We start from the raw sequence: 20,962 nt of genomic DNA on the forward strand, positions 1-20,962 counted from the left end.
GGCTGGGAGGGGCGCGTGGGCGGCGCGGGCGTGCCATCCGGCAGCGCGCCTTCCACCTGCTCGGAGGGCAGGGCCGGCAGGCGGATGATGAACGCGGTGCCTTCGCCCACCTTGCTCTGCACGCTGATGCTGCCGCCGTGGTTCTTCACGATGCGCTGGCAGATGGCGAGCCCCAGGCCCGTGCCCTTCTGCTTCGTCGTGAAGAAGGGCACGAAGATGTGCGGCTGTTGATCCGCCGGAATGCCCGGCCCGGTGTCGGAGACGCGCACCTCCACGAACTCGCTGCCCGCGCTGCGCAGGTCGCCGAAGCGCTCCGGCTTCTCCGTGCGCACCGTGATGCGGCCCGGCTGCGGCCCCAGCGCCTGCACCGCGTTCTGCACCAGGTTGATCAGCACCTGCTTGAGCTGCTCCGCGTCGCCCTCCGCGCGCGGCAGGCGCAGGTCCAGCTCCACCGCCAGCTCCGCCGTGGGCGGCATGTCGTTCTGGATGAGCCGCATCGTGCGCGTCACCACCTCGTTGAGGTCGGTGGGCCCGAAGTTCTGCTTCAGCGGGCGCGAGTAATCCAGGAACGCCGTCACCACGCCGTTGAGCCGGTTCACCTCCTCGACGATGACGTCCAGGAACTCGCCGTCCTCGCCCGGCAGCTTCCGCGGGTCCAGGCACTGCGCCGCGCCCTTGATGGCGCCCAGCGGGTTGCGGATTTCGTGCGCCAGGCCCGCCGCCATCTCACCCAGCGCCGCCAGACGGTCCCGCTCGCGGATCTTCTCGTACAGCTTGGAGTTCTCCAGCACCGTCGCCATCCGCTCGGAGACCTCCAGGATGAGCGCGATTTCATCCGACGCGTACGCCTCCGGCACCCGTTCGTCCCACAGGTTCAGGAAGCCGATGACACGGTCGTTGCCCATCAGCGGCACGCTGATGCCGGCCTTCATCTGGAGCAGCGCGGCGCGCGTGTCGTTGAGCCGCTTCAATTCGTCGCGGAAGCGCTTGCCCTCCACCGCCTGCACCCGCATCACGGAGATGCGCCGCTCGATGTTCTCCAACAGCACCGCCTTCTGCCCGCTGGCCACCGCGAAGAGCACGCCGCGCGCGGCCGCAGTGTCCAGGAGCGCCACCGGCAGCGGGCCTCGCGAGTCCAGGAGCCGGTAGCCCGGCCGGTCCTCCGCCATCAGGTACACCGACGCGTGCGTCACGCGTCCCGTCTCGTGCAGCGCGTCCAGCACCACGTTCGCCAGTTCGGAGATTTCGATGACGGACGCCATGCGCACGCGCAGGGTGCTCAGCGTGCCCAGCAGCGCGAAGCGCTCGCGGAAGAAGATGCGCACCACCATCTCCTCCACCTTGGTGCGCAGCGGATCCAACAGGATGAGGATGACGAACGCGGCCACCACCGTGTTGAAGACGAAGAGCGACGTGTTCTCGTCCACCCACGCCGTCAACACCGTGAACACCGACGCCAGGATGATGGCCAGCACCGTCTGCGAGGCGATCTTCCCCAGGAGCTCGTGCAGGTCCATCAGCCGCAGCCGCAGCAGCGTCTGCGCGAGGAAGAACAGGTAGAGCGTCGCGAAGACCGGACCCAGCGTGGGGAACGGGATGTCGTTGCGCGACAGGAAGTCCAACCCGTTGAACAGCACCGCCGCGCCCGCGCCAATGGCCAGGTACGCCAGCCGGAACTGCTCGATGCGCGACTCCGTCGTGCGCACCCGGTGCACCAGCAAGGACACGGAAGTGAACAACGTGACCAGCACCCAGGCGCCCAGCGCCAGACGGGCCCAAGGTTTGTCCGCCAAGGGTGTAACGGCGACGGTCAGACCCAGCACGCCGGACAGGAGGGCGAGCCGCCGGCCGACCTGATGGGCTCCCTTGCTGACCCCCAGGAACTCGAGGAAGAAGGCGACCGCTGCCCCGGGCACCAGGGAGACGACGAGCACCGTCGCCCCGAGGGCGATGCGCGACACCCAGGGGTAGTCGTGGGAGGGGAAGATGCTGTGGAAGAAGAGGCTGAGGTAATACCCGGCGACCGTCAGGGTGAAGACGGAGTAGAGCGTGAGGACCCGGGGCCGTCCGGGGCGCAACAACATGGACACGCCCAGCGCCAGACCGATGATGGAAGCGAGCAGTGCGCTTTGTGTGCGGATATCCATGTGCAGGCGGACAGTCTAACCTCTGTCAGGGGGTGGAAATTTTCCAACCACCCCCAGTTGTCCTCGGGCGTGCCCGAGCGCATCTCCCAGGGTCCCCGAGGCCCCCGCGAATGAAAGTGTCCCTCCAGCATCTCGCCCTCCTCGCCTCCGCGGCGCTGCTGTCCGCGCAGGCTCCCGCCCCCGCCGTGGCTCCGGTGACGCCGGCCGCCACGGCTCCGGCTCCCTCCGACGACACGGATCAGGCCCCCACGACGCGCACGGACAACGCGCCGTCGGAGGCGCAGCTGACGCCGCCGCCGGACGCGGACAAGGCGCCGTTGCCGGTGGGCTACGTGCAGGTGTTCAACCCGGCCTTCCCGGGGCTCGTGCCGCCCACGCCGGTGGTGCACCGCGGGCGCCGCTACGGGCTGGAGGACCTGACGCCGTACTTCGCGGACGGCAAGAAGAAGGACGCGAAGGACGCGTTCGACAAGGGCCAGTACACCAAGGCGCGCGCGCTGCTGGAGGCCGAAGGGGACAGCCCGCCGGTGCGCTACCTGCGCGCGCTGTCCGCGGTGCGGGCCGGGGACGACAAGGCGGCTGCGGCGGAGATGGCGGCGCTCGCCAACGACTACCCGGCGCTGAAGGACCGCTGCCTCACGCACGCGGGCGTGGCGCTGGAGTCCCAGGGCCGGCTGGAGGACGCGGCGGCCAGCTTCAAGCAGGTGCCGGAAGGCTCGCGCATGTACGTGGACGCGCGCCTGGGCCTGGCGCGCGTGCTGCGCAAGAAGAAGGACTACGACGGCGCCATGGAGGCGCTGACGCCGCTCACCCAGCGCATGATGACGGGCTGGGGCCGCAACGTGGGCGCGGAGGCGCTCATCGCCACGGCGGACCTGGCGGTGGAGAAGAAGGACAAGGCGGCGGAGAAGGCCGCGCTGTGGAAGCTGTGGGCCGCCCAGCCGCTGTCGCCCATCGTCAAGCAGGTGGAGAAGCGCCTCAAGGGGCAGACGCCGCCCGTGGACGCCAAGGTGGGCCGCGCGGAGGCGCTCATCGAAGCGCACCGCAACAAGCAGGGCATGGCCATCCTGGAGCCGATGCTCAAGACGCTGAAGCTGCCGGACGCGCTCGCGTGCCGCGCGCACTTCGCGTTCGGCAAGGGGCAGCGCAAGGAGCGCCAGCACACCGCCGCCATCCAGGTCCTCACGCCGGTGGTGGAGCAGTGCAAGGACCGCGACCTCTTGCCCCGCGCCATGTACGTGCTGGGCTCGTCGCGCTCCATCGTGGATCAGCAGCGCGGCCCGGACACCTACGAGCGGCTGGCGAAGGAGTTCCCGGACCACTCGTTCGCGGACGACGCGCTCTTCTACGCGGCCGACCTGTACGTGAAGACGAACCGCCCCAAGGAGGCCATGGCGCGCCTGGACGAGGTCGCGCGGCTCTACCCCAAGGGCGACTTCCTGGGCGAGGCGCTGTTCAAGGCCTTCTGGGTGGCGCGCACGTCGAAGGTGGAGGACGGGGGCTTCTCCTTCCTGGACCGCATCGAGGAGCAGTTCGCCAACGCGGACGAGTCCTACGACGTGGAGCGCGCGCGCTACTGGCGGGCGCGCACGCTGGAGGAGCGCGGCAACATCCAGGGCGCCGCGGAGCTGATGGAGAAGCTCGCGGTGGAGCACCCGGCCACGTACTACGGCCTGATGGCGCGCTCGAAGCTGGGCGAACTGGACCCGAAGCGGCTGGAGGCCGTGTCCGCGTCCATCTTCGACGTGCCGGAGGCCGCCAGCCCCTGGCCGATGTTCGCGGGCCCCATGGGGGACGACCCCCACTTCCGCGCGGGCGTGGAGCTGTTGCGGCTGGGCTTCGCGGACTCCGTGCCGTCGGAGCTGATGCTGGTGAACCGCGCCAACCAGCCGCCGGAGTCCATGCGGCTGTTGGTGATGGTGCTGTCGCAGTCCGGCGACGCGCGGTCGGCGCACGCCATCGCGCGGCTCGCGCTGCGCAAGGACCTGAGCGGGCGCATCACCCCTCAGACGCGGCCCGTGTGGGAGGTGGCCTATCCCAACGCGTTCCGCGACCTGATTGAGAAGCACACCGCGCCCGCGGGCGTGGAGCCGGACCTGCTCCAGGCGCTGATGCGCGAGGAGAGCGCGCTGGATCCCAAGGCCCTGTCCTGGGCCGGCGCGATGGGGCTCACGCAGCTGATGCCCTCCACGGCGAAGGGCGTGGCGCGCGAGCTCAACATCAAGAAGTTCACCGTGGACTCGCTGCTCCAGCCGGAGCTGAACATCCGCTTCGGCGCGCACTACCTGGGCGGCCTCATCAAGCAGTTCAAGGGCCACACACCCTACGCGGTGGGCAGCTACAACGCGGGCTCCGGCGCGGTGAACCGCTGGCGCTCGGCCAAGCCGGATCTGGCGCTGGATGCGTGGGTGGAGGAGATCCCCATCGCGGAGACGCGCGGCTACATCAAGCGCGTGCTGCGCTCCTACAACACCTACCAGCTGCTCTACGGCCGCGTGCCGAAGGTGCCGGTGATGCCCAGCGCATCGCGTTGACACGGGAGGGGCGGTCATCGGATTGCCCGCCTCGCCGCGCGTGGCTGGGCGTGAACCCACCGCTTGAACCGTCAGCGCGCACCCGCTCTTGTCATGGCCACCACCGTTCCTGACGAAGGGCCCCCTGGCCAGGGAGCCAATGGCGCTCGGGCCTCCCAGGGATAGCCCCAGCTCCCGCGCCGCTTCCTCCTGCTTCAATTCGAGCGCCGTCGGTGGCGCGGAGAGAGGAGTGACAGCCAACACTTGGGACGGCTGGGAGTGCGAGGGACCGCTCTGCGCATCTCATGGCGATGGGACGAGCTTTGACTTGCGTACGGCTGGCGAGGTCGCGCCATTGCCGCACGGCGGCGTCATTGAAAACTCCCGGGTGAAAGGTGGCCCGACATGCCCATGCCGTCTCCTGCGCATCCAGCGAGCGCTCCTGGCCGGGGAATGGACTGGCCCGCGATGGGGCTGTTGTCGGCCTCGGCCGTTATCAACCTGACCAACGTCGCGGCGATGTCCGAGTACGGGTTGGGTTCGGTGGTGCTGTACATCCTTCCCGCGCTGGTCTTCCTGCTGCCCGCGGCCTTCATCGCCGCCGAGTTGGGCAGCACCTGGTCCGGAGGCGTCTTCACGTGGGTGCACGAAGCACTGGGTGAGAAGTGGGCGTTCTGCGCCGTGTGGCAGCAGTGGGCGCAGAACATCATCTTCTATCCCCTGCTGTTGTCCTTCGCCGCAGGCAACCTCGCGTACTTCGTGTCGCCGACTCTCGCGCGCAACGGCCCCTTCAATGGCATCTTCGTGCTGGCGGGCTTCGGCCTGTGCGCGGCGGTGGCCCTGCACGGCGTGGGCCACGCCTCGCGCTTCTCCGTGTGGAGCGTGGTGCTCGGCATCGTGATACCCACGGTGCTATTGACGGTGCTGGCGGTGGCGTACCTCCTCGGCGGCCACGCATCGGCCACGCCGCTGGAGGCGAGCCACTTCCTGCCGCCGTGGTCCGGCATCGGCGGGCTGGTGCTCGTGGTGGGCAACTTCCTCGCATACAGTGGCGTGGAGGTGAGCGCGGTGCATGTCCGGGAGATGAAGGACGCGCGCCGTGGCTATCCGAAGGCCATGGTGCTGATGGCGCTGCTCGCCACGCTCATCTTCGTGTTCTCCACGCTGGGCGTCGCCGTGGCCGTCCAGAGCAAGCAACTGGACTTGAGCGCGGGACTCATCCAGGCCTTCGAGACATACCTGGACGTGTACGGCTTGAAGCGGGTGGCCTCGGTCTTCGCGCTGCTGTTCCTGCTCGCCACGCTGGGCACGGTGCTCACCTGGATGCTGGGCCCCAACCACAGCCTCTTGCTGGTGGGGCGCAAGGGCTTGCTGCCGCCGCTCTTCCAGCGCACCAACCGCCATGGCACTCCCACGGCGCTCCTGGCGACGCAAACAGTGCTGGTGACGCTGCTCGCCCTGGCGTTCTTCGTCGCGAAGGACGTCAATCAGGTCTATTGGCGCTCGACGCCATGACGACGCAGCTCTACATCCCCATGTATGGGTTGCTGTTCGTGTCGGCGTTGAAGCTGCGTCGCACGCGCCCTGAAATCCCACGAGGCTACCGGGCGCCCGCGCTGCCCCTGCTCGGCTGGGTGGGAATCGTGTCTTGCACCCTGGCCTTCATCGTGGGCTTCGTGCCGCCCAAGCAACTCAAGGTGGAACAACCCATCGCCTATGTGGCGCGACTGGGAGGACTGGTCTTCGCCCTGGGCGCCGTGCCCTTCGTGATCTACGCACGCCGAAAGCCCGAGTGGCGGCAGCCGAGTCCGTAGCCCCCTCTGAAACAAGACGCCTGCCCGGTCGCTCCTCGCGCCGCGCATTCACGCGCAGGGGGCGCGCGTACGGGCTCCGTGAGGGCCTGCTCTGGCTGATTTCAATAGTGCGTAATCCTGGCTGAAGCCTGAATTCGAGACTTTCTTGTGGGTGCGGGCCGTGGTTTCGTCAGCGGCCATGCTCCCCCTCCGAACGAGAATCGCTCCCCTCGCCGTGGCGGTGTTCACCCTGGTGGGCCTGTGTCTTCCGGCTGAAGCGGAGGCGCAGGCCTGGTCGCTGACGAACGCGCAGCGGCAGGCGTTCCTGCGCTACTACGCGCCGGTCATCTTCAAGCGCGCGAACGCGAACGACAACAAGCACGGCTACGACTGGCTGACGAACTTCGACTTCGACCAGGACGGGGACTTCTCCAACAACAAGCTGCACTGGAAGCAGATCAACCAGTACGTGGACGCGTCGCGCACGGGACCCAGCGCGTTCGACAGGTGGCGCATCCGGCCGACGCTGTACACGTCGCTGATTGAGTACATGGACGGGGGGAAGAACCTCACCCTCGTGTATCACCTGTATCACGCGCTGGATAAGAACGCGGCGGGCAACTGGCAGCTGCACGACTGGGAACGCGTCGAGCTGCAAGTGAAGAATGTGGTGGGCAACCCGGGCAGCGGCGAGACCGTGGCGTACGCGGTGGTGACGCAGCACAAGCGCAACGTGGTGCGCCGGGCGGGCAGCGGCGACCTCCAGTTCATGCAGACGGGCTCGGGCAGCCACCTGCTCATCTGGCAGGCGGAGTGGTCCGACAAGCTGCTGGCGCCGCACGGACAGGAGCTGCGCTTCGTGACGGACCCGTATTCGTTCTTCGCGGGCCGGATGGCGTCCGGGGGGAAGGCGGAGGCGGACGTGAACAACGACGACGGGCGCAAGAAGCTGCACTTCGTCTTCGTGCCGGAGGACGACGGGGCGGCGGTGGCGGCGTTCAACGCACAGCCGGTGCGGTACTCGACGGCGGACGCGCAGGCCAGCCGCTATGACAACGGGTCTTCGGCCAGTTGGCCCGCGGTGAAGCGCGTCACGTACGAGCTGCAGGACCTGGCGGACATCCTCCCCACGCACTGGGAGCACGGGGGCTATGCGACGCACTGGCTGCCGGACGCGTCTCAGTTCTTCTTCCTGGAGAGCCCGGTGGTGAACGAGGCGGGGCAGGCGGAGGTGAGCGTGGGGCTGCAGCGCTTCTTCTCCAAGACGCGTGACATCGAAGGACAGGACGACCGCGAGGGCTACCCGTCGAAGAAGTGGTTCTTCGGCACGTTCGAGCTGAACGACAAGGCGTCCGACACGGGCGGCGGCGGGTCCAGCGAGTTCCACGACAAGTCGTGGGCGGGCACGGTGGTGGACTCGCGGGGGCAGACGCGCATGAGCGCCAGCGGCTACCCGGCCTCCGTGAACTCATACTGGTGGCAACACGACTACTTCGTGCACTCGGGCGTGACGGACGACACGGACGGGCGAGAGCAGGGCTTCTGGCTGCAGGGCGGGTGGTACCTGCCGCAGAACGGCGGATTTGACGGACGCTGGGTGCAGCTCTTCGACGACCGGCCGGGCAAGGAGTCAGGCGAGTACTGAATTGGTCCTGATTGCCGGGTGGGGGCAGAGCGAGAAGCGGCGCTCATGCCCACACATGCAGGCGCACTGGAATAATCCCGTGACCGGAGTGGGACTGGTAGGATTGAGGAGCAGTCCCACCCCCCCTCGTTTGCGTGAAGGAAACACGCCATGAGCCAGCCCAGCGCCCCCAGTCCCCAACAAATAGACCTCAACCGCACCGCCGTGGAGATCGCTCCCGAGACCTTCTGGGTCGGGAAGCGCGAGCCCGGCGGCATCTTCTTCGCGAACCCGTTCCTGCGCCGCTTTCGGGGCACGGACCCACGGACGGCGAAACCCGCCGAGTTCAACCTCCTCATCGACCCCGGGTCGAGCAGCGACTTCTCCACCATCCACACGAAGGTGGTGTCGCTGATTGGGGGGATGGACCGGCTGTCGGCGCTCTTCATCAACCACCAGGATCCGGACGTGGGTTCGTCCGCGAGCATCATCTCGGCGCGCTACTCGCCGCGCGCGAGCATCCTGTGCTCCGAGGACACCTGGCGGCTCATCGTCCACTTCAACCTGCCGCGAAACCGCTTCATCCCGACGGAAAAGTTCTCTCAGGGGCTGAGCGTGCCCACGGGGCACAAGCTGTTGCCGGTGCCGTCGCCGTTCTGCCACTTCCGGGGCGCGGTGATGCTCTACGACCCGCAGACGCGGGTGCTCTTCACGGGGGACCTCTTCGGAGGCCTCACGGACAGCAAGGCGCAGGGCCTGTGGGCGGACGAGTCCGACTGGAATGGCATCCGGGCGTTCCACCAGATCTACATGCCGGTGAACTCGGCGCTGGTGCGCGCGGTGGCGGCCATCCGGAAGCTCACGCCCGCGGTGGAGATAATCGCCCCGCAGCACGGCCGCATCATCCGGGGCAAGCTGGTGCAGCAGTTCCTGGAGCGAATGGAGCGGCTGCAGGTCGGCCTGGACATCATCGACGAGGCGCAGGACCGCACGCACCTGCAGGCCTGGAACGCGGTGATTGACCGGGTGCTGAACCTGGCGCGCGGCTACCTGGGCGATTCGGTGGAGGCGAAGCTCACCGCGAGCGACGCGCTGTCTGACACGGCGAAGTTCAACGGCCCGCGGCTGGAGGTGGGCCGCATGGGCAAGTGGACTCTGGAGCACGTGGTGGAGGTGCTCTGCCAGGGCGAGCCCTCGGAGATTTCGGGCCCCATCATGGTGGAGGCCACGCTCGCTGCCGCGGAGTACAACCTGCCCACGCCGCACCTGGACCTCGAAGGCGCGGGTGCGCCGGCCCCCGTCTCACTGCTGGAGTCGTGAGAGGGGAGGGAAGGGTGCATTCCAAGGACCGTGACAGCGGAGGATTGACCTACCTGGGCCCGGAGGCGCTGAACGCGCGGCCGGGCAACGCCGTGGCCGAGGACGGGTCCGAGCCGACGCTGCCGCAGGTGCGGACGCCCGTGTCTCCGGGGGGGACGTTGCTCCAGGGGGCGGTGACGCCCCGGCCTCCCGCGCCCGCGAGCCAGGGCCTTGTCCCCGGGCAGGTGGTGGCGGGACGCTACCGGGTGGAGAAGTGGCTGGGCGTGGGCGGCACGTCGGCGGTGTACCAGGCGCTGGACGTGAAGAAGCACCAGCGTGTGGCGCTGAAGGTGCTGGCGGTGCCGTACGCCGACGAGGCGATGGTGACGCGCTTCCGCCAGGAGGTGGATCACGCCCGGGCGCTGGAGCACGTGAACATCCTGCATGTGTTCGACGTGGGCTCGGATGGGGACCGGCACTACCTGACGGTGGAGCTGCTGGAGGGGAGGGATCTGCGGCAGGTGATGCTGGAGGGGCGCTCCACGCTGGCCAATGCGTTGCGGTGGCTGACGCACGCCACGGTGGCGCTGGAGCACGCGCACGCGCGCGGGGTGCTGCACCGGGACGTGAAGCCGGGGAACCTGTTCATCACGCGCACGGGCGTGCTGAAGCTGATGGATTTCGGGCTCGCGAAGAGCGCGCATGTGATGGGCAACACGGCGCAGGGCGCGACGCTGGGGACGCCCGAGTACATGGCGCCAGAGCAGGTGAAGGGGGCGGAGGTGTCCCCGGCCACGGACCTGTACGCCTTGGGAGTGGTGGCCTATGAGCTGCTGACCGGGCAGCTGCCGTTCCGTCACGCGCAGCCGGTGCCGCTGATGCTGATGCACGTGCAGGAGCAGCCGGTTCCTCCCAGGAAGCGGCGTCCAGACCTGCCGGAAGCTTTCGAGCAGGTCGTCCTCAAGCTGATGCGGAAGCAGCCCGAGGAGCGTTACGCGAGCGCCACGGTGCTGCGCGCTGAACTGGCGAAGCTGTGGCCGCTGGCACTCCAGCAGAGGCGCGCGTTATAGGAGGCTCCTTTCCGCAGGGGGGCCTCCATGTCTGTCAAATTCAACCACACGATCATCCACGCGAAGGACAAGGTCGCATCCGCGCAATTCCTCGCGGAGCTGCTCGGGCTGCCGGAGCCCACGCCCTTCGGGCACTTCCAGGTGGTGAAGCTGACGGACGGCGCGTCGCTCGACTACGTCACCACCCAGGACGCGATCCACGGGCAGCACTACGCGTTCCTGGTGACGGAGGAGGTCTTCGATTCGTTGATCGCGAAGATCCGCGACCGGAAGATCCAGCACTGGGCCGACCCGCGCGGCCAGCATGAGAATCAGATCAACACCCATGACGGAGGCCGTGGGGTCTACTTCCAGGACCCCAACGGCCACTACATGGAGGCCATCACCGTGCCGTACGGCGGCTGGTGACGTTTCACTGTCTGGGATTGTGCTCCTGCGACGGTTGAGTGACGGCTCTTCTCGTCGCAAGTCTGGGGAGTAGAATCCCAGGGCATGGGCGCTGCCTCGAACTCCCCGGATGGCAAGAACGCACTGCTTCGCGGTCTTCCCTCCATCGAACAACTCCTGCGACGGCCGTCGCTGGAGTCCCGGCTCGCGAACCTTCCCCATGCCCGCGCGGTCGCGGCCCTGCGTCTCGCCGTCGAACGCGTGCGCTCCCGGCTGCTCGCCGGTGACCTGCGCCCCTTCGAGGACGCGGACGTGGAGGCGGCGCTCGCGTCGCTGGCCACGCCGAACCTCCGGCGCGTGATCAACGCCACCGGCGTCGTGCTCCACACGAACCTGGGCCGCGCACCGCTGGCTCCCGAAGCCGTGGAGCGTGTCGTCGCCGTGGCCCGGGGCTACTCCAACCTCGAATATGACCTGGACGAAGGCGAACGCGGCAGCCGCTACGCGCCGCTCATCGACCTCCTGCGCACGCTCACCGGCGCGGAGGATGCCATCGTCGTCAACAACTGCGCGGGCGCCGTGCTGCTTGTCCTCGCGGCGCTTGCCTCCGGCCGTGAGTGTGTCGTGTCCCGTGGCGAGCTCGTCGAAATTGGCGGGGGCTTCCGCATCCCGGACGTCATGCGTCAGTCCGGCGCGAAGCTCGTCGAAGTAGGCACCACCAACCGCACCCGCCGCGCGGACTACGCCAACGCACTGAGCCCGGACACCGGCCTCATCGTGAAGGTCCACCGCTCCAACTTCGCGCTTGTCGGCTTCACGGAAGAGGCCGCCCTCGCGGAACTCACCGAACTGGGACGCTCCCGTGGCGTACCTGTGTTCCAGGACCTGGGCTCCGGCGCGCTCGTGCCGCTGTCCGGCCCGGGGCTCACCCCGGAGCCCACCGTGGGCCAGGCCATCCGGGATGGCGCGGACGTCGTTGCCTTCTCCGGCGACAAGCTCCTCGGCGGTCCCCAGGCAGGCGTCATCGTCGGCCGGGCGGACCTGCTCCAGCGCATCAAATCCCACCCGCTCACACGTGCGCTGCGTGTCGACAAGATGACGGTCGCGGCCCTGGAGGCGACGCTGGAGCTGTACCGGGATGGCCGCGCGGACGCGGTCCCCACCCAAAGCCTGCTCACCCAGCAACCGGCTTTGTTGCAGTCCCGTGCCGAACGCCTGGCGGCCCTCCTCGCGGCACGCGGCGTGGAGGGCCGTGTCGTGTCCGTGGATGGACAGGTGGGTGGAGGTGCCATGCCGCTGTCCCGGTTGCCTTCCTTCGCTTGCAGCCTCACCGTAGAAGCGCCGAAAGTATTCCTGGAACGTCTGCGCGAAGCCGAGGTGCCGGTTATTGGCAGGATTGCGGATGACGAGGTGGTTCTCGACGTCCGGTGTCTCTCAGAGGAGGACCTGGGGCTGGTCGCGCAGGCTGTAGCGGCCGCCCGTTCGGGAAGCCAGCCATGATCAACAGCGCCGTGCTCGTTTTAAACCGGTACTACCAACCGGTTCACGTGACGTCAGTCAAACGGGCTTTTTCCCTGCTGTATCAGGGCGTCGCCAAAGCCATCGACGAGCAGTACCGGTTGTATGAGTTCGAGGACTGGGCCGCCCTCAGCGCCACCCAGGACAGCATCACCACCATCGACCGCACCATCCGCGTGCCGCGCGTCCTCGTGCTCGGTGCGTATGACCACCTGCCGCGCGCCAAGGTGCGCTTCTCGCGCCTCAACATCTACGCGCGCGACAACGACACCTGCCAGTACTGCGCGAAGCAGCTGCCCCGCAGCGAGCTCAACCTGGACCACGTCAGCCCGCGCACCCAGGGCGGCAAGACGACGTGGGAGAACGTCGTGTGCTCCTGCGTGCCCTGCAACCTGAAGAAGGGTGGGCGCACTCCGGAACAGGCCGGGATGCGGCTGCTCAAGAAGCCCGTGCGACCGCGCTGGACGCCGCTGTTCCGCGGCGCCATCCGTAAAATCACCTACCGTGAGTGGCTGCCGTTCCTGCACCTCGCGGACGTGTCGTACTGGAACGTCGAGCTGCTCGACGAGTGACAGCGAACGGCTCCCCGGCCGCCTGCCCCCCGAGCCTCCGGGCGCCGGGGCGCGGGCTCCGGGCGCTTCAGGGCCGGCCGTGAAATGGCGGGGTGTCGACTCGGGCGGTAGGACGGGCTTTGATGCGAGCCTTCGTGAAGCCCGCCCCCTTGCCTCCATCCGCTCCCGCCTCACTGGCTGGCACCTCGCCGCGTGCAGGCAATGACGTGTCGCCCTCGGGACCCGCGGGCCTCGCTCGGCGTTCCCGCGCGGCGCGGATCATCGCGGTGGGCGGCGGCAAGGGCGGCATCGGCAAGTCGATGGTGTCCGCCAACCTGGGCGTCGCGCTCGCGCAGGCAGGCCAGAAGGTGCTGCTCGTGGACGCCGACCTGGGCGGCGCCAACCTGCACACCTGCCTGGGCGTGGGGCCTCCGGAGTCCACGCTGTCGGACTTCCTGCGGCGCGGGAAGGCGAACCTCGAAGAGGTGATGGTCGGCACCGGCGTGCCCGGGCTGTCGCTGATCGCCGGCGCGCAGGACTCGCTGGACGCGGCGAACCTCAAGTACGCGCAGAAGCAGAAGCTCCTGCGGACGCTGCTGTCCCAGACGACGGCGGACTACCTCATCCTGGACCTGGGCGCGGGCACCAGCTTCAACACGCTCGACTTCTTCCTCATCGCGGACCACGGCCTGCTCGTCGTGCTGCCGGAGCCCACGTCCGTGGAGAACGCGTACCGCTTCGTCAAGGCGGCCTTCTTCCGCAAGCTCCAGCAGACGGAGGCGCGCTACGGCATCCAGGACATGGTCGAGGGCGCGCTGTCCACCCGCGAGGGCGGCCTGCGGACGCTCCACGACATCGTCGCGCAGGTGCGGCGCAAGGCCCCTTCGGACGCGGAGCGGCTGGAGCGCGAGCTGGCGGCGTTCCACGTGCGGCTCGTCGTGAACCAGGCGCGCACGGACGCGGATGAGAAGGTCGGCTCCGCGATGGTGTCCGCGTGGAAGAAGTTCTTCGGCATCGACATGGATGACCTGGGCGCCCTGCGCCACGACGATGAAGCGTGGCGCGCGGTGCGCAAACGCAAGCCGGTGCTCCTCGAGCGGCCCGACTCGCCCGTGTCCCAGGGACTCCAGCGCATCGCCGCTCGCATCCTGACGCTCGACGGCCTTTCCCCCGAGTCCGCCATCCCATGAAGCCCTTCGCGCAGCAGACCTATTACGAACTCCTGGAGGTGCCGCCCACGGCGACCGACGCGGAGATCCGTGCGGCCCACCAGCGCCTGATGGAGCTGTATTCGCCGGATTCCATCGCGGTGTACGCGCTGGGGGATCCGGATCAGGTGGAAGCGCTGCGTGAACGGATGAACGAAGCGATGGAGATGCTCACCGACGCGGACCTGCGCGTCGAGTATGACCGCTCCATCGGGCTGTCCACGGAGCGGCTCGCGAAGGCTGCCGCGACGGCGGAGGCGGCGGAGGCCGCGGACAAGGTGGACTCGGCCGCGCGTGTCGCGGAGGCTCTGGCCACCGCGGCTGCGGCGCTGGCGAAGGCCGCGGGTGCGGTGGATGCCGAAAGGCTGGAGGCGGAGTCGCGACTGAAGGCCGCGGCGTCCGTGAACGACAATGAAGGGGAGGCGCCTCGCGCGAGCGGGCCGCCTGGAAAGAGCGAGGAGCGGATGCGGGGTGAGGAGTCGAAGCGGCAGGAGTCCTCGGGGATGGACGCTCCAGGCGTGCCCTCCGAGCCGGTGATGGTAGGAGGCGTGGCGGTGGTGGAGGCCTTCCGTGCCTCATTCACCCGGAGCCTGTCGTTCGTCTACGTCCCCGCGAATCCGCTGCGCGGCCAGGGCAGGGGAGCCATCGAAGCGCCGGCCCCCGCCGTGGACGCGAAGTCCACCGTCGCCGTGGAGGCGCAGGCGTCCAGCCCTGTCGAGGCCCCTGCCAAGGCGGTCGCGTCCCCTGCGGAAGTCCCGTCGCCTGCCGGATCCGCTGCCGAGCCCCCGGTCTCGGCGGACCGCGTGGACGCCCTCAAGGCCCCTGTAGCCTCCACGGCGACAGAAGTCCCGGCTCCCCAGCCCGCGACGGACCCCCGTACGGTGGCCGCGACGCCTGCGCTCGAAGCCAATGCCACGCCCGCCGCGACGTCAGCGCCAGAAGCCAGCGCTACCCCCGCCGCGCCGGTAGCCGCGACGCCCGTGCAGGACGCCAGCGCCACGCCCGCCTCGGCGCCGGTAGCCGCGACGCCAGCGCCGGTAGCCGCGACGCCCGCCCCTGAAACCAGCGCCACGCTCGCCTCGGCGCCCGCGCCGGTAGCCTCGGCGCCCACCCCTGAAACCAGCGCTACGCCCGCCGCGGCGGAAACGAGTGCCGCGCCGGTAGCCGCGACGCCCGGTCCCGAAGCGCTAGCCGCGACGCCCGAGCCGGAAGCCGGTGCCACGTCCGTTGCCGCGGCCCAGGCCCCCGAGGCCGGAGCCGTGCCCCCCAGCACCGAGCCCGCCCCGGCCGCGGCGGCCGTGACGACCACCCAGGGCGAGTCGGATCCGAACCCCGCCCCGGACGCTCCGGCCCTGGACTCCAGCACCACCGCGCTGGCCCGGATCCCGGCCACCGGGGCCTCCCGCTCCGCCGTTCGGCCCTTGACGTCGCGCCCCATCGACTCGCGTCCGCCCCAGAACGGCCCCACGGGGCCGGGGACCGTGAAGGGCCCCACGGTCCGCAAGCTCGGGGACGCCCAGGTCCTGGCTCAGGACTCCGCCATCGCCACCGCCGAGTCCGCGCTGGCCCAGGTGGCCGCCAAGGTCCGCGACGCCCGTCCCCGGGGCGTGGACATCCCCTCGGACGCCGAGTTCAACGGCGAACTGCTCCGCCGCGTCCGCGAGGCCCGGGGCCTCACCATCCAGCAGCTGGCCGACCGTACCCGCATCTCCGTGCGTCACCTGGAGAACGTGGAGGCGGACCGCTACACCGCGCTGCCCACCACCGTGTACCTGCGCGGCATCCTCATGAACCTCGCCCGCGAGCTGGGCCTGGACCCCCTGCGTGTGTCCAAGAGCTACCTCGCGCTGTTCTCCGAGAAACCCGCCAAGTCGGGCCGTTGACGGGGAGTCGGCCAAGCCCCCTCCCGTGCGACGGGAAAAGTTGACTCGCACGGAGTGGGTGCCTAAGTAGAGGCACGATGACGGAAGAGGAAAAGGTCAAGGCGATGCGACTGGCCCGCGCGATCGCCTCCGATATTTCGCTCTACAACGAGCAGAAGATCATCAAGGGCATCGAGCAGGACAACCTTTTCGAGGTCCTCAAGGAGGAACTGGAAGAGGGGCGTGCGCTCTACAAGAGCCGCGTGAGCGCGGAGATCAGCACCCAGGCGAACTTCTTCGAGCGCGCCATCAACGACATCGTGCTGCGCTCCAAGGCGCACGTGAAGTCGAAGATCTGGTAGCGCGTCCCGCCGTGGCCTCACCCGACACGCGCGAGCACCGCGCCCTCCCCGAAGCCCGGGGGGAGCGCCTTGATGCGTACCTGGCCCGCGCGTTCCCGGACCTCACCCGCTCCCGCCTCCAGGGCCTCATCGCGGACGGCCACGTGCTGTCCGACGGCAAGCCGGCCAAGGCCGCGCAGCGTCTGCGCGGAGGCGAGGTGCTGGCCCTCCACGTCCCCGCGCCCGTCGCCGCGATTCCCCAGGCGGAAGCCCTGCCCGTGTCCGTGCTGCACGAGGACCGGGACCTCGTCGTCGTGGACAAGGCCGCCGGCATGGTGGTGCACCCGGGCGCGGGCCATGCGTCCGGCACGCTCGTCAACGCGCTCCTGCACCGCGTGAAGGACCTGGCAGGCGTGGGCGGCGAGCTGCGCCCCGGTATCGTCCACCGCCTGGACAAGGACACCACCGGCTGCCTCGTCGTGGCCAAGCACGAGCAGGCCCTGGTGGCGCTCCAGAAGGCCTTCAAGACGCGCGAGGTCCAGAAGACGTACCTGGCCCTGGTGCACGGCGTGCCGCCCGCGGAAGGCCGCATCGAGACGCTCTACGGCCGCCACCCCATCCACCGCCAGAAGTTCACCGGCAAGGTGAAGGAGGGCAAGCCCGCCATCACCCTGTTCCGCGTGCGCGAGGCCTTCGAAGGCGCCGCGCTGGTGGAGGTGGACCTGCTCACCGGCCGCACGCACCAGATCCGCGTCCACCTGGCGGAGGCCGGGCACCCGCTCCTGTGCGACGCGCTCTACGGCGCCGGCCGCAAGGCGAAGGGCGCGGTGGCGGAAGCGCAGGAGTTGCTGGGCCGCCAGGCGCTGCACGCGTGGCGCCTGGCCTTCGAGCATCCGCGCACCCACAAGGCGCTGGACCTGGAGGCCCCCCTGCCGGAGGACTTCCAGAAGGCGCTCACGCGCTTGCGCGAGGCGAGCGTTCCCCTGGGGCCTCCCACGAAGGCGAAGCCCGTCGCGAAGAAGGCTACAGGCCGGAAACGCTGAGCTGCTGCTGGCGGCGGGAGAGGACCTTGATGGGCTGGATGGCCATCACCCGCATGAAGACGGACAGCAGCTCCGGGTCGAACTTCTGGCGCATCTCCGTCCACATCAGCATCAGCGCCACCTCCGGGCCGTACGCGTCCCGGTAGGGCCTGCGGGAGGTGAGCGCGTCGTACGCGTCGCAGATGGCGATGATCTTCGCGTACACCCCCAGGTTCGTCTTGGGGATGATCATCTGGATGTTGCCGCGCGCGTCCCGCACCGCGGTGCCGTAGTCCGTCTTGTGCTCGAACGTCGTCACCACGCGCAGCAGCGTGGAGCGGCTGAAGCCCTTCTCCATCAGGATGTTGCGCACGCTGATGAGCGGCGCGCGGGCCACCGTCGTCTTCTCGTCCGCGGTGAGGGCGCCGCGCTTGGTGGCCAGCTCCTCCGGCAGCGTCGTCATGCCCGCGTCGTGGAAGAGCGCGATGTAGCCCAGGTCGCGCAGCTGCGGCTTGGTGAGCCCCAGTTCCGCGCCGAACACGATGCACATCAGCGCCACGTTCACCTGGTGGTAGACGAGGTAGTCCTCCTCGCGCTTCTGCGTCGTCATGCCCAGGAAGTGGGTGCGCTGATCGTAGGAGATGTCCACGAAGTCCTGCACCAGGCGCAGCGCCCGCGACGAGCCGATGGGCTTCCCCGCGCGCACGGACTCCAGGTACTTCTGCAGGAAGAACACCGCGCGGGCGTACACGGTCATCGCGTACTTCTTGCGGTCGACCTTCTGGTCGCCCGGCGTGTCCATGTCCTTGTTCAGCTTCTCCTTCAGCTTGGAGAACTTCGCCACGCGCATGTTGAGGAGCTTGCGCCCCTGCAGGCCGTCCTCCTCCGCGGTGGAGGACTGCTCCTTGCTGAAGATCCAGACGAAGTTCTTCAGCTCCTGCGTGGTGACGGGCTTGGTCAGCGTGATGCCGCCCACGTCCTTGGCGCGCATCTCCGCCAGCAGGTAGCGCTGGTTCTCGATGGAGTTCAGGTCCACCTTCACCAGCATGCCGTTGAGGTAGAACGAGTCCTTGACGCCCGTCAGCTCCAGCCGGCCTTCCTTGCCGATGATCTGGTTGATGATGTCCTGGAGCTGGTGGAGCGGCTTTTCAAAAACCGCGTTCTCCGGGTCATACATCTTCACCGAGCGCACCAGCATGTAGAGGCCCGCGAGCATGGAGCGCGACAGGTTCTGGAGCTTCTCGTTGTGCTCTCGACCGTACTCGCCCAGGTTCTCGTCCTGGGTCTGATTGATCTTCAGATTGTCGGCCATGGTGTCAGCTCGCTTCTTCCGGGAGCGCCGAGTCCCCGAACAGGGCCTTGCGCGTCTGGTACATCGCCTTGCGGGCCGCGGTGAGGACTTCCAGGGGCTGCGCCTTGTCCTCCACCACGCCCTGCAACATCTTGTAGGACTGGATGGAGCCCGCGCCGCCCAGGCCGGTGATGGCCAGCAGCTTGTCCTCCATCACCCGCCGCTTGTTGAGCAGCGACGGCTTCACCGCCAGCAACTGCTGCATCATGGACAGCGCTGAGGGCAGGTTGGTGGCCCCGATGGCCGCGTAGAAGGCGTGCTTCTCGTCGGACGTCTTCTTGTCCCAGGTCGGGTCGCGCACCTGCCGCACCAGGTCCGTGAAGGCCTTCTCGCGGTCGAACTCCGGCAACAGCTTCGCGGCCAGCATGCGCACCTGGGAGACGGTGTCGGTGAGCGCATCCTGGATGATGCGCCGGGCCTCCGCCGTGCGGCCCCGCCCGATGATCTGCATGACCTCCAGCTTCACCACCAGGTTGGGGCTCTTCATCACCTGGCCGAACATCTTGATCCGCTCCGGGTGGTTGCTCTTCTCCAGGATGTAGACCATGTCGCGCACCGTCTGCGGCCGGTCCGACAACAGGCGCGCGACGAAGGGCTCCGGCAGGTCGCGCGCGAACGTGGCCAGCACGTCGCACAGGAGCACGCGGTTCTCCGGCAGCTCGATGGTCTCCAGCACGCTGAGCAGCGGCAGCACGGAGTCCACGCCCAGCGCCTGCAGGTAGCGCGTCACGTCCTGCGGCTGCCGGGTGCGCGTCGTCTTCAGCGACTCGCCCATTCGCGTGAGGCGCTGCTCCTCGCCCATCTTGTGGAGGAAGTTGGTGAGCAGCCGCCCCAGGTCCTCGCCGCCCTCGCGCTGGGAGAGCGCGCGCAGCTTGAGGACGATCTGGTTCACCGTGGCGAAGTCGTCCTGGAGCAGCAGCATGTCCAGCAGCTGCAGGAAGATCTCCTCCAAGAGCGCCGCGTCATCCACGCCGCCTTCCACCACCTGGAACACCGCGCCCACCAGCTTGGGGAAGAGGCGCGCGTTCTCTTCTTCCGTGATCTCACGCTGGATGCGGGCCTTCAGGTCGTCCGTGGCGTGGCGGCCGCCCACGACGAGGCCGCGGATCTGCTCCACGCCGTCCAGCTTCGCGTCCAGGTCCTCCGCGGACACGCGCGCGAAGCGCAGGAAGTCATCCGAGTTCGTCTGGAGGCGGGAGTAGAGGTAGCCCACCACCTTGTCCACCTCCACCTGGACCTCGTCCTCGTTGGCTCCCTCCATGGAGAAGCCTTCCACCACCACGTACTCCACCTGCTGCATGCCCGCGCGCCACAGCTGCGCGAGCACGTCATCCGCGCCGCGCTCCGGCTCCGACAGCGCGATGAGCGTGAGGGTGACCAGCTCCTCCAGCGGCAGCCCCGGGCGGAAGATGAGCTGGCGGATGCCGTCGCGGAAGAACTTGTAGGGGAGCGGCGACTCTTCCGAGAAGAGCGGCTCGCCGTACAGCATGAAGTTCTGCTGCTCCACCTTCAGCGAGAGCGGCCCGAACTTCTCCGTGTACGTGGAGATGGCCTCCAGCGCCTTGGAGAGGAACTCCGGGAAGCGCGCCTCGTTGTGGCGGTACATGCCAATCTGCTTGATGCCCTTGAGCAGGTGGAACGCGAACGTCTTCGCCAGTTCCACCTTCTCGCGGACCTCCGGCGACTGTTCCGGCTCCGCGGTCGCGTCCGTGACTTTCTGGGGCTGTGCCATGAAACCTGAAGAATCCGGAGGGGGCGGAAGGCCCCGGTGGAGGGAACCTCAGTGTACTCCCGTCCAGGGCCGGCTCCCAATTCGAGAACTGCCCAGAATCCAGGGGGTTGGCGTGACACCTGGGCAACAAGGGGCGGACTGGCGGTGAAGCCCCGGTGTGTTACGCAAGGGGCCCCTTGCAGTCCGGAGTCCCGTCCATGAAGCGACTGGCCGCGTCCGCCCTGGTCCTGGCGTCCCTCACGGGGTGCTTCCGCATGAGCGTGCGCAGTCCGGCGCCGCGCGACGGTGCCCCGGAGTCCCAGACGGGCGTGAGCCTGGTGGAGGGGCTGACGACGTCCAACGTGGCCGCGGCGGAGTGCCGGCATGGCCTGTCCCGGGTGGACGTGTACTGGCCGTGGTGGAGCCCGTTCGTCTATGCCTTCACCTTCGGCATCGTGACGCCGCTGCGCGCGGAGTACGTCTGCGCGAAGGGGTCGGCGGACGCCGCCGGCGGCGACACGGAGGTGCCGCCGTCGGTGCCCGGGCTTTGACGGAAGACCTCCCC

General features: G+C 68.7%; 17 protein-coding genes. 14 read left to right on the forward strand and 3 right to left on the reverse strand.

All coding sequences use genetic code 11. The features are described 5' to 3' along the window. Nucleotides 1-2,147: ATP-binding protein (locus tag D7V80_RS25415; protein WP_120590630.1), on the reverse strand; the 2,147-nt coding region annotated here is incomplete at its 3' end. A gap of 110 nt (nucleotides 2,148-2,257) precedes the next feature. On the opposite strand from D7V80_RS25415, the gene D7V80_RS25420 reads away from it, so the two are divergent. The 13 genes from D7V80_RS25420 to D7V80_RS25480 all read left to right on the forward strand — a co-directional run bounded on the left by D7V80_RS25420 (nucleotide 2,258) and on the right by D7V80_RS25480 (nucleotide 17,356). Beyond that, nucleotides 2,258-4,681: a transglycosylase SLT domain-containing protein gene (locus tag D7V80_RS25420; protein WP_120590631.1), complete on the forward strand. Its 2,424-nt coding sequence runs from the start codon at nucleotides 2,258-2,260 to the stop codon at nucleotides 4,679-4,681. 447 nt (nucleotides 4,682-5,128) lie between these two features. Further along, entirely contained in the window at nucleotides 5,129-6,175 is a 1,047-nt protein-coding gene (locus D7V80_RS25425) for an APC family permease (protein ID WP_158616700.1), read from the forward strand. Continuing rightward, the gene (locus D7V80_RS43495; protein WP_147447212.1) at nucleotides 6,172-6,474 is read left to right on the forward strand and encodes an amino acid permease; all 303 of its coding nucleotides are present in this window, start codon (nucleotides 6,172-6,174) and stop codon (nucleotides 6,472-6,474) included. The genes D7V80_RS25425 and D7V80_RS43495 overlap by 4 nt, the downstream gene beginning before the upstream one ends. Nucleotides 6,475-6,688: 214 nt before the next feature. Further along, nucleotides 6,689-8,098 carry a hypothetical protein gene (locus tag D7V80_RS25435; protein WP_233585715.1) on the forward strand — a complete coding sequence of 470 codons (1,410 nt, stop codon included), beginning with the start codon at nucleotides 6,689-6,691 and terminating at the stop codon, nucleotides 8,096-8,098. 150 nt (nucleotides 8,099-8,248) lie between these two features. Then, entirely contained in the window at nucleotides 8,249-9,397 is a 1,149-nt protein-coding gene (locus D7V80_RS25440) for a hypothetical protein (protein WP_120590635.1), read from the forward strand. Nucleotides 9,398-9,411: 14 nt separating this feature from the next. Further along, the gene (locus tag D7V80_RS25445; protein ID WP_120590636.1) at nucleotides 9,412-10,446 is read left to right on the forward strand and encodes a serine/threonine-protein kinase; all 1,035 of its coding nucleotides are present in this window, start codon (nucleotides 9,412-9,414) and stop codon (nucleotides 10,444-10,446) included. Between the two features lie 27 nt (nucleotides 10,447-10,473). Beyond that, nucleotides 10,474-10,854, forward strand: coding sequence for a VOC family protein (locus tag D7V80_RS25450; RefSeq protein WP_120590637.1), 381 nt, complete (start codon nucleotides 10,474-10,476; stop codon nucleotides 10,852-10,854). Nucleotides 10,855-10,938: 84 nt separating this feature from the next. Next, nucleotides 10,939-12,333 carry an L-seryl-tRNA(Sec) selenium transferase gene (gene selA, locus D7V80_RS25455; protein ID WP_120590638.1) on the forward strand — a complete coding sequence of 465 codons (1,395 nt, stop codon included), beginning with the start codon at nucleotides 10,939-10,941 and terminating at the stop codon, nucleotides 12,331-12,333. Next, the gene (locus D7V80_RS25460; protein WP_014396030.1) at nucleotides 12,330-12,923 is read left to right on the forward strand and encodes an HNH endonuclease; all 594 of its coding nucleotides are present in this window, start codon (nucleotides 12,330-12,332) and stop codon (nucleotides 12,921-12,923) included. Before selA ends, D7V80_RS25460 begins: the two co-directional genes overlap by 4 nt. Nucleotides 12,924-13,045: 122 nt before the next feature. Continuing rightward, nucleotides 13,046-14,092: a P-loop NTPase gene (locus D7V80_RS25465; protein WP_014396031.1), complete on the forward strand. Its 1,047-nt coding sequence runs from the start codon at nucleotides 13,046-13,048 to the stop codon at nucleotides 14,090-14,092. Beyond that, nucleotides 14,089-15,993, forward strand: a complete 1,905-nt coding sequence (locus D7V80_RS25470) for a helix-turn-helix domain-containing protein (RefSeq protein WP_120590639.1) — start codon at nucleotides 14,089-14,091, stop codon at nucleotides 15,991-15,993. Before D7V80_RS25465 ends, D7V80_RS25470 begins: the two co-directional genes overlap by 4 nt. A gap of 77 nt (nucleotides 15,994-16,070) precedes the next feature. Then, on the forward strand, nucleotides 16,071-16,334 hold the full coding sequence (locus tag D7V80_RS25475; protein WP_120526362.1) for a hypothetical protein: 264 nt from the start codon (nucleotides 16,071-16,073) through the stop codon (nucleotides 16,332-16,334). A gap of 11 nt (nucleotides 16,335-16,345) precedes the next feature. Then, a complete protein-coding gene (locus tag D7V80_RS25480) occupies nucleotides 16,346-17,356 on the forward strand; it encodes an RluA family pseudouridine synthase (protein WP_120590640.1) in 1,011 nt (336 codons plus the stop codon). Here the strand turns inward: D7V80_RS25480 and D7V80_RS25485 are convergent. Beyond that, nucleotides 17,337-18,647, reverse strand: coding sequence for an HD-GYP domain-containing protein (locus D7V80_RS25485; protein WP_120590641.1), 1,311 nt, complete (start codon nucleotides 18,645-18,647; stop codon nucleotides 17,337-17,339). The genes D7V80_RS25480 and D7V80_RS25485 overlap by 20 nt on opposite strands. Before the next feature lie 4 nt (nucleotides 18,648-18,651). After that, nucleotides 18,652-20,418, reverse strand: coding sequence for a HEAT repeat domain-containing protein (locus D7V80_RS25490; RefSeq protein WP_120590642.1), 1,767 nt, complete (start codon nucleotides 20,416-20,418; stop codon nucleotides 18,652-18,654). Between the two features lie 197 nt (nucleotides 20,419-20,615). Here D7V80_RS25490 and D7V80_RS25495 point away from each other — a divergent pair, with 197 nt between their 5' ends. After that, nucleotides 20,616-20,948 carry a hypothetical protein gene (locus D7V80_RS25495; protein ID WP_120590643.1) on the forward strand — a complete coding sequence of 111 codons (333 nt, stop codon included), beginning with the start codon at nucleotides 20,616-20,618 and terminating at the stop codon, nucleotides 20,946-20,948. The last annotated feature ends 14 nt before the right edge of the window (nucleotides 20,949-20,962 follow it).

It is taken from the genome of Corallococcus sp. CA054B (assembly GCF_003611625.1).
Taxonomy (GTDB): domain Bacteria; phylum Myxococcota; class Myxococcia; order Myxococcales; family Myxococcaceae; genus Corallococcus; species Corallococcus coralloides.